This window comes from Methyloglobulus morosus KoM1 (genome assembly GCF_000496735.2).
Taxonomy (GTDB): domain Bacteria; phylum Pseudomonadota; class Gammaproteobacteria; order Methylococcales; family Methylomonadaceae; genus Methyloglobulus; species Methyloglobulus morosus.
The window spans coordinates 1-8,432 of the sequence record NZ_AYLO01000039.1 but is presented as its reverse complement, the minus strand read 5'-3'; the positions used below and the strand labels follow the sequence as shown (position 1 = coordinate 8,432).

At 48.5% G+C, this 8,432-nt stretch carries 8 protein-coding genes; 5 read left to right on the top strand and 3 right to left on the bottom strand.

Features of this window, described 5'->3' with window-relative positions; genetic code table 11:
- The coding region (gene rplU / locus MGMO_RS05250; RefSeq protein ID WP_036306999.1) for a 50S ribosomal protein L21 at window positions 1-157 on the bottom strand (157 nt) is incomplete at its 3' end.
- 230 nt (window positions 158-387) lie between these two features.
- Here rplU and ispB point away from each other — a divergent pair.
- Window positions 388-1,392 carry an octaprenyl diphosphate synthase gene (ispB, locus tag MGMO_RS05245; protein WP_023494004.1) on the top strand — a complete coding sequence of 335 codons (1,005 nt, stop codon included), beginning with the start codon at window positions 388-390 and terminating at the stop codon, window positions 1,390-1,392.
- Here the strand turns inward: ispB and MGMO_RS05240 are convergent.
- Both MGMO_RS05240 and cysC read right to left on the bottom strand, forming a co-directional pair.
- Window positions 1,386-2,357 carry a hypothetical protein gene (locus MGMO_RS05240; RefSeq protein WP_023494003.1) on the bottom strand — a complete coding sequence of 324 codons (972 nt, stop codon included), beginning with the start codon at window positions 2,355-2,357 and terminating at the stop codon, window positions 1,386-1,388. The genes ispB and MGMO_RS05240 overlap by 7 nt on opposite strands.
- Window positions 2,347-2,985, bottom strand: a complete 639-nt coding sequence (cysC, locus tag MGMO_RS05235; protein WP_023494002.1) for an adenylyl-sulfate kinase — start codon at window positions 2,983-2,985, stop codon at window positions 2,347-2,349. Before cysC ends, MGMO_RS05240 begins: the two co-directional genes overlap by 11 nt.
- 349 nt (window positions 2,986-3,334) lie before the next feature.
- Here cysC and leuB point away from each other — a divergent pair, with 349 nt between their 5' ends.
- The 4 genes from leuB to MGMO_RS05215 all read left to right on the top strand — a co-directional run.
- A complete protein-coding gene (gene leuB / locus MGMO_RS05230; protein WP_023494001.1) occupies window positions 3,335-4,441 on the top strand; it encodes a 3-isopropylmalate dehydrogenase in 1,107 nt (368 codons plus the stop codon).
- Between the two features lie 207 nt (window positions 4,442-4,648).
- The gene (locus tag MGMO_RS05225) at window positions 4,649-5,926 is read left to right on the top strand and encodes a formylmethanofuran dehydrogenase subunit B (protein ID WP_023494000.1); all 1,278 of its coding nucleotides are present in this window, start codon (window positions 4,649-4,651) and stop codon (window positions 5,924-5,926) included.
- On the top strand, window positions 5,916-7,577 hold the full coding sequence (locus MGMO_RS05220) for a formylmethanofuran dehydrogenase subunit A (RefSeq protein ID WP_023493999.1): 1,662 nt from the start codon (window positions 5,916-5,918) through the stop codon (window positions 7,575-7,577). The genes MGMO_RS05225 and MGMO_RS05220 overlap by 11 nt, the downstream gene beginning before the upstream one ends.
- Before the next feature lie 41 nt (window positions 7,578-7,618).
- Window positions 7,619-8,432, top strand: an 814-nt coding sequence (locus tag MGMO_RS05215) for a KAP family P-loop NTPase fold protein (protein ID WP_036306996.1), incomplete at its 3' end; no start/stop codon positions are given.

Sequence of the window (8,432 nt, the reverse complement as noted above, 5' to 3'; positions counted from 1 at the left end):
AGGGGACTCCGATTTTTACAGCATCATCTGACTGAAACATCAGCACTTTGTCGAACTCGATACTGTCGCCAGTGCCCAGTTCAAGCTTTTCTACCTTTAAGTACGTACCTTCCTCAACGCGGTACTGTTTACCACCTGTTTGAATTACCGCATACATCGGACACAACTCCATTAAAGCATTGACTAACTAAAATTAACCTGTAATTATATTTTTAAAATTGCCCTACGTCAAATCAATATTCGATCGCTTTAGTGATTTTGGTGGCTAGGCTTTTCCTTTCGCTGTCCATTTAGCTTGGGTTATTCAGTTTGTATTCAGTTATAATATGACAATTATTCTTTTACGGTGTTTATTGCACTCAAGCCAGCTTATGTCAGTACTGAACAATGTCATCCATTTTACTTAACAGCACTTCGGGCCCGATCGATTTTGAGTCTATCAAGCAATTGACCGCTGAAGAAGCCAAGGCCGTTGATGTGCTGATTATCAAGGAATTAAGTTCTGACGTGGTGCTCATCAACCAGATGGGGCATTATATCGTCAGCAATGGAGGTAAACGGTTGCGCCCCATGTTGCTGCTGCTCGCCGCCAAGGCGTTGGGCGAGGTTGACCAAAACCATTTGATGCTCGCCGCTGTCATTGAGTTTATCCATACGGCAACATTGCTGCACGATGACGTGGTGGATGAATCGGACTTGCGGCGGGGTAAGCAATCCGCCAATGCGGTTTGGGGCAATGCCGCCAGTGTCCTGGTGGGCGATTACCTGTATTCCAGCGCGTTTGAGATGATGGTGCGCACCAATATCATGCGCGTCATGGAAATCCTTTCCAAGACGACAACGGCCATTGCCGAAGGGGAAGTGTTACAGCTACTGAACTGCAATAATCCCGAGACAACGGAAGAAAAATACTTGGAAGTGATCTCCAGGAAAACGGCCATATTGTTTAGCGCCGCTACACGCCTGGCGGCAGTGGTGTCCAATACCAGCAAGGAGGTTGAAGAAAAACTGTCCCAATACGGGCAACACCTGGGCGTCGCTTTCCAACTAATCGACGATGCCCTGGATTACAAGGCAACCAAAGAAGAACTGGGCAAAAACCTAGGTGACGACCTCGCCGAAGGCAAGCCTACCTTGCCCTTGATTTATGCCATCAGGAACAGTAATCCCGACGAAGCCAATGTGATTATTGATGCCATAAAAAACGGCAACCGCGAAGCATTTAATGAAGTTTACGCCATCGTAAAAAGTAGCAGAGCGATTGAATACACCGAGCAACGCGCTAATGAAGAGGCTCAAAAAGCAATGGCTTCGTTAGAAGTCCTGTCGGAAAGCGAATACAAACAAGCCTTGCTGGCTTTGGCGAGTTTTTCTGTGCAACGAAGTTATTGAGTCGCTTTAGAGGAATAAAAAGCGTTAAACTTATCAATAAACGTCCCCAGTTGATCTAATGGCAAATGGTTAATTCCCGCCGCCGACTTCCGTCCGCCGCCCGTCGCAAATCCTGAACAAAACTCATCGGCGCCCACTTTGTTAGACAAAGGCGCGCGTAAGCTGATCAAATAGCCGCCGTTTTTGTTATATGAAACTACGGCATGGGCCAAGGTAGGGTTGAGGTTAGCCAAATAGTTGCCGTAAACGCCGCTCACCCGCTGCGCCCAAATGGCATCGGGCAGTATAAACACGGCAACCGCATTGCTTTGGTATTCGGGGTTGATGCTCCTGGCATTGGCCATATCTTGCCGATAACCATTCTCCAGCTTTTCAAAAACGGCGCGATTATCTGAGATAAAATCGAAAGGCGATAGGTAAGGTATCATTTCCTGGTACAACGCCGCTGGCGCGAAATATAGGTCTTCGACGCTGCTCCCATAGCTGTTGTAATTGATATAAATGCCCAGGTTTCTCAAAACTTCCAGCTTGGGGCCGTCTAAAGACAAAGAAGAAGCGAGATTTTCCGCGCTGGTTTCAAGATTGTCGCCAAACGCCGCCGTTACCGCCCATAATGGAAATTGTCCATTCAGGTGCCGATTAACAAGCAAGCTGGTACAGATTGCATTATCCGTATCAATTAATACTTTTAGGTTGGGGTGGCTCGGAATATCGCCAGCTCGGTGATGGTCAACATAAAAAATGGAAGCCCCAGTGCTTAAGAGTTCGGCAACACGACGGCTGTTTTTTTCAAAGGAAATATCCAATACCGTCAAGCTGTCGCCCGGATTGACGGCGACCTTATCCAATAGCTGATTGTCTCGTTTGATGCCTGTTACCAGCGTTGCGGCCAGCGGTTGGGCCAAGCGCAACTGGATCAGGGCGCAAATGCCATCGGCATCGCCGTTGAATACATCAAAGTGCATTTTGGGTTGCTGTCGGCGGAAGAATATAGCGAGAACGTAACAGTGAAATGACCATCTCCACGCAATCCTCTAAATGATGGGCGCTGGTATCAATCCTCAATTCAGGGTTTTCTGGTTCTTCGTAAGGGGAGGAAATACCGGTAAAATCCTTTATTTCGCCCTTCCTGGCTTTCTTATACAAGCCTTTGACATCGCGCTGCTCGCAAATGTCCAAAGGGCAATAGCAATGGATTTCAATAAAATCGCCATGCGGCATCAGGCTTCTCGCCATTGCCCGTTCCGCACGAAAAGGCGAGATAAACGCGGTAAGCGTGATTGTCCCTGCTTCCAGCATCAGCTTTGCGGTTTCGCTGATGCGGCGGATATTTTCCCTGCGGTCTTCGTTGCTAAATCCCAAATCGCCGCATAAGCCATGGCGTACATTATCGCCATCTAACACGAACGTATTAAAACCGTGCTGAAATAAGCGCTCCTCGACTGCGTGTGCAAGCGTTGATTTGCCCGCCCCGGACAAGCCTGTGAACCAAAGTACTACCGATTTGTGCCGGTTTTTCTCTTCCCGTCGCTTTCTGGTGACCGTTGCGTGATGCCAAACGGTGTTTGTGCTTTTATCTATTGGTGTTGTCATTGTTGTATTTCATTTTTTTGAGGTGCCACTTTGAGGATGGCCTTGAATAACCCAATCAATTCGTTAAGTGCGTACGAAAGAGGTAATATTATCACGGTAACAGACAAGACCTAAACGGAGTTCCTTGGCTGTTCTTGCAGGCAAGGTTGCTTGATTAAAGGAAGCAATCTCTAAAGCATCTTGTATGGCTAACAAGTTAGCTAAGCACACAGGGAAGGCTATACTTTTCTGCTAATCCAGGATCTTACTCAGATCATCATTTGACCGATAAGGTTGTAAAAATGAAGTAAAATGAACGCTTTTGAAAATCGACATCTAAAAAATCTTATAGAAAGGCGACAGGTAACTAATGAAGCATTATAAAATAGCCGTGTTGGCGGGTGACGGTATCGGGCCGGAAATAACCCATGAAGCACTTAAAGTCCTTGAGCTCATTGAAGAGCGTAATGCGGTCACATTTGAATTAATGCCGGCGGCGTTTGGCGCGTGCGCTTATTTTGAGTTTGGTGATGCATTCCCGCAGGGCACCATCGACATTTGCGATAAGGCAGATGCCATCCTGAAAGGGCCGATTGGGCTGAGCCATGAGGAATCCAAAAAAATTCCTGTTGATAAGCAGCCGGAGCGGGGCGCATTATTGCCTATGCGTCGGCGCTATAACACGTACGCCAATTTTCGCCCAGTATCTTTGCCCAAAGCCTTGGCGCATTTTTCGCCGCTAAAGCCGGAGATTATCGGCGAAGGTATCGACCTTATCATGGTGCGTGAATTGGTGGGTGGCCTGTATTTTGGCAGCAAAGAGCGTGGTATCAACGATCAGGGCTTGCGTTATGTCAAGGAAACGCTGGAATATGACGAACTGCAAATCCGCCGCATTATGCACCAAGCGTTCAAGTTGGCGATGAAACGCCGTAAGTTGCTGCATAACATTCATAAAAGCAATGTGCTGATGTCGAGCGTGTTGTGGAACGAGGTGATGGAAGAAGTTGCCAAGGAATATCCTGAAGTCGAAGTCGTCAATTATTTGGTCGATGCGGCGGCAACCGCGCTATGCCTTAAGCCCACGCAGTTTGATGTGATGGTGATGGAAAACATGTTCGGCGACATTCTCAGCGACCAAGGCGGCGGGATTTTAGGATCCTTAGGGTTGATGCCGTCGGCTTGTTTGGGTGACGATAAGGCCTATTACGAGCCGTCGCACGGTTCCGCACCGGATATTGCCGGAAAGGGTATTGCCAACCCGTATTCCATGATCGGCTCAGTTGCCATGATGCTGGAGAGCAGTTTCGGCATGGACGGGGAGGCCAAAAATGTCTGGGCAGCGATGCAAGGGGTGTTTGCTGACGGCTATTCTACCGCAGACCTGTCAAAATCAGGCAGCGGGGTGGTAATGATCAGCACGCAACAATTTGGCGATAAGGTGGTGGAGAAACTCAGGGCAATGCCGAAAGTTTAAGGGGCAAATTGTTCGGAGGCTCTTTTTATTCCCTTGAAATATCCTTTAATCAAGGCGTGGTGAGTCCTGGCAAGGCAAGAAATTCTTACGGCTTATAACATTAATCTTTGCAGCGATAGCCTATTTCGCCAAAAGTTGCCCTAAAAATCATTGGTTTTTCGACTATTATGTCGAAGATATTTATGTGTACTAAGTGGGAGAGTTTGTGTGGCAGTAATTACTGAAGTACCCAGTCCGTTTTGCGGGGTTGGCACGGATGACCTGTCGATTCAGGTTGATGGTATTGCCCTTAAAGTGGTGGCTTACGGTTGTGCCGTGAATACGCCTGCTTTTGAACAAGCAATCGGTGATAGTAATCCAAGGCTAGCCGGAAAGTCGGTAAGCCTGGAAGTAGCCGTAACCCAAGCGGCAACTTTATTGGCACAAACCAAACAGCCTGTCATTGGCGGTTGTGCAACGGATGTGCATGGTATGCGGGCGTTGCTGTCGTTGGCCGACCGTTGCGGCGCCGTCATAGATAACATGGGTTTCAATGCAGCAAGGAACAACTTTTTGGCATTGCAAGATTCCGGCTGGATGAATACGACCTTGGCAGAAGTCAAAAACCGTTGCGATTTGTTGCTGGTTGTCGGCACTGATCTTGAAGCCATTGTCCCTCGCTTTTTTGAGCGTTATCTCTGGAATGAAGCGATGTTCCTGGATGACAGCAGGCAGCGGCAAGTCATTTATTTGGGCAAACCTCCTTCGGGTAACGCGTCAACTTCGCCAAATGGACAGAAAGCGCAGGTACTGGCTTGCGACGACAGCGCACTTCCCGAAGTTGTTGGCGTGCTGCGGGCGTTGGTCAAAGGGCAACCGATTAGGGCAGATAAGGCGGGCGGTATTGCGGTTGCCGATTTACAAAGCATTGCCGATAAGCTGAAAGCCGCAAAATACGGTGTTGTTACTTGGGGCGCTGGTGCATTAGGCATCAATAGTCATGCCGAGCTTATCGTGCAGACGGTTTCGGAAATGATTAAGGACATCAACAAAGGCACACGTTGCTCCGGCTTACCGTTGGCAGGGAAGGAAGGTGACCTGACCGCCAACCAAGTTTGCGGCTGGACCACGGGTTATCCGGCGCGGGTCCGGTTTTCCAAAGGTTATCCCGAATATGACCCTTATCTCTACGACACCCATCGAATGTTGGCAAACGGTGAGGCAGATGCCTTGGTTTGGGTGAATGCCTTCAATGTCAAAGCCGTCCCGCCCGAAAGCGAACTGCCAACGATTGTCATTGGTCGCTCCGGCATGACTTTTGCTAAAGAGCCCGATGTCTTTATCCCAGTCGGCACGCCCGGCATCGACCATGCGGGACACGCTTACCGAACCGATAATGTGGTGGCAATCCGATTGCTTAAGTTGCGCGAATCGGGTTTACCCAGTACGGGGGAGGTTTTGTCCGCCATCGAAGCTGAAGTACAGGGAGTTCAACATGCTAATTAAATTAACCGGCGGTAAAGTTTACGATCCCGCCAGCGGTGTAGCGGGTCTTATCCAGAACGTTTATTTCAAAGATGGACGTATCATTGATAAACCGGGCGATCAGCCTGTGGACAAAGAATACGATTGTCATGGCAAGGTCGTCATGTCCGGCGCAATCGACATGCACACGCATATCGGCGGCGGCAAGGGCAATATCGCCCGGACGATGTTGCCGGAAGACCATCGCCAAGATCCCGTGCCGCGCACAAACATTACCCGCTCCGGCAACGGTCACGCCATGCCCAGCACCTACGTGACGGGCTATCGCTATGCCGAAATGGGCTATACCGCCGGATTTGAACCTGCCGTGTTGCCGATCAATGCCCGTCAGGCGCACATGGAAATGGCGGACATCCCCATCCTGGACAAGGGTGGGTACGTCATGCTCGGCAGCGACGATTATTTCTTGCGTATGCTCACGGCGAAAAAAGACCAGAAAGCGATCAACGATTATGTCGCTTTCACGATAAACGCCGCCAAGGCTATCGGTGTTAAAGTCGTCAATCCCGGCGGCATCAACGCCTTCAAATTCAACCAGCGCAAGCTCGACCTGGATGAGCAAAACGTCCATTACGGCGTAACGCCCCGTCAAATCCTGCAAGTGTTGGCGACGGCGGTTAAGGAACTCGGCATCAGCCATCCTTTGCATGTCCACGGTTGTAATTTGGGCGTACCCGGCAATATGCAAACTACCCTGGACACCATCCAGGGTATCGGTGGCTTGCCTTTGCATTTGACCCATATCCAATTCCACAGCTACGGCACGGAAGGCGATTTCAAGTTTTCTTCCGGCGCGGCGCAAATTGCCGAAGCGGTCAACAAGAACAAAAACATTACCATCGATGTCGGCCAAATCCTGTTCGGCCAGACAGTGACGGCTTCCGGCGACAACATGCGCCAACACGCTAACCATAAGTTCGCCAACCCGAACAAATGGGTGGTCATGGACATCGAGTGCGATGCAGGATGCGGCGTGGTGCCGTTCAAATATCAAGACCAGAATTTCGTCAACGCCTTGCAATGGGCGATCGGCCTGGAAACCTTCCTGCTGGTCGACGACCCGTGGCGGATATTCCTGACCACCGACCACCCCAACGGTGCGCCGTTTACCAGCTATCCCCATTTGATTCGCTTGCTGATGGACAGGACGTTCCGCAACGAAGTGTTGGCAACTATCCATCCTGAAGCCCAAAAGATGACCACTTTGGCGTCTATCAACCGCGAATATACCCTGGATGAAATCGCCATCATGACGCGCGCCGGTGCCGCTAAACTTATTGGATTGAAAGAACGCGGCGGCTTGGCTCCCGGCTATTGGGCGGATATAACTATCTACACCGATAACGTCAACCGCGAAGCCATGTTCAGCAAGCCGGATTATGTGTTCAAAGACGGCGAACTGGTCGTGGTGGACGGCAAGGTGGTAAAGACCAAATGGGGTACGACCCACATCGCAAAACCGAATTACGATGCATCGGTGGAAAAAGACCTAAAAGACTATTTCGACCGCTACCTCACCATGAAACTGGGCAACTTTAAAATCAGCGACGATGAGATTACCGAGGACGAACGGGGGAGTTTGACCGTGCATCCGACTAAGACAGCCATATAATTTCGATTAATCCACTGATTGAATTAAAAAGTCGAAATTTAATGCAAAAGCCTCGTGAAATAGAAATCGATGAAAACGATCCTTTCAAGGAAGGCGTAGACTTATTAAATCGTAAAGATGAAATATTAAACTTAACGCCGATTGTCCTAAATTATAACGATCCATTGGTATTGGCTTTAGATGCGCCTTGGGGTGCGGGCAAAACGACGTTTGTAAAGTTTTGGCAAGCTTATTTAAAAAAAGAAGGCAAACAGTCGATTTGTTTTAATGCCTGGGAAACTGATTTTTCAGACGATCCCTTAATTGTTCTGGTATCGGAATTAGATAAATGGGTAAAAGCCAGCAAAAATGATCCAATAATCACGAAATGGAGAAAAGGAATCGCAACAGCTTTGCCGGGAGTGGCTAAACGCACTGTGGTTGCAGCTGTAAAAGCATCCACATTTGGTGCTTTAGACATTAGTGCAGATTTGGAACGTACTGCTGCTGAATTCACGGGAAATATCGCCAGTGATTTATTAGAAAACTTCAACAAACAAGCAAAGTCAATCCAGCAATTTAAGGCTTTAATTACAGAAGCGATAAGTGCTTTGCCGAACGATCAAAAAAATCTAATTATTTTCATTGATGAATTAGACCGTTGTCGTCCGACTTATGCAATAGAACTGTTAGAACGCATCAAGCATTTATTCAGTATCGAACGGCTAGTGTTTGTGTTGTCCACCGATACGATGCAACTTGCACACAGTATCCGAGCGATTTATGGCAATGATTTTGATGGTAAAAAATATTTGCAGCGATTTATTGATTTGGACTATGCACTTAAAAAGCCTGAATCGGAGAAATACATCGAGG

Bases quoted from the DNA above. Each gene is read 5' to 3' on its own strand.
- ispB (WP_023494004.1), top strand. From the start codon at position 388: ATGTCATCCATTTTACTTAACAGCACTTCGGGCCCGATCGATTTTGAG.
- MGMO_RS05240 (WP_023494003.1), bottom strand. From the start codon at position 2,357: ATGCACTTTGATGTATTCAACGGCGATGCCGATGGCATTTGCGCCCTG.
- cysC (WP_023494002.1), bottom strand. From the start codon at position 2,985: ATGACAACACCAATAGATAAAAGCACAAACACCGTTTGGCATCACGCA.
- leuB (WP_023494001.1), top strand. From the start codon at position 3,335: ATGAAGCATTATAAAATAGCCGTGTTGGCGGGTGACGGTATCGGGCCG.
- MGMO_RS05220 (WP_023493999.1), top strand. From the start codon at position 5,916: ATGCTAATTAAATTAACCGGCGGTAAAGTTTACGATCCCGCCAGCGGT.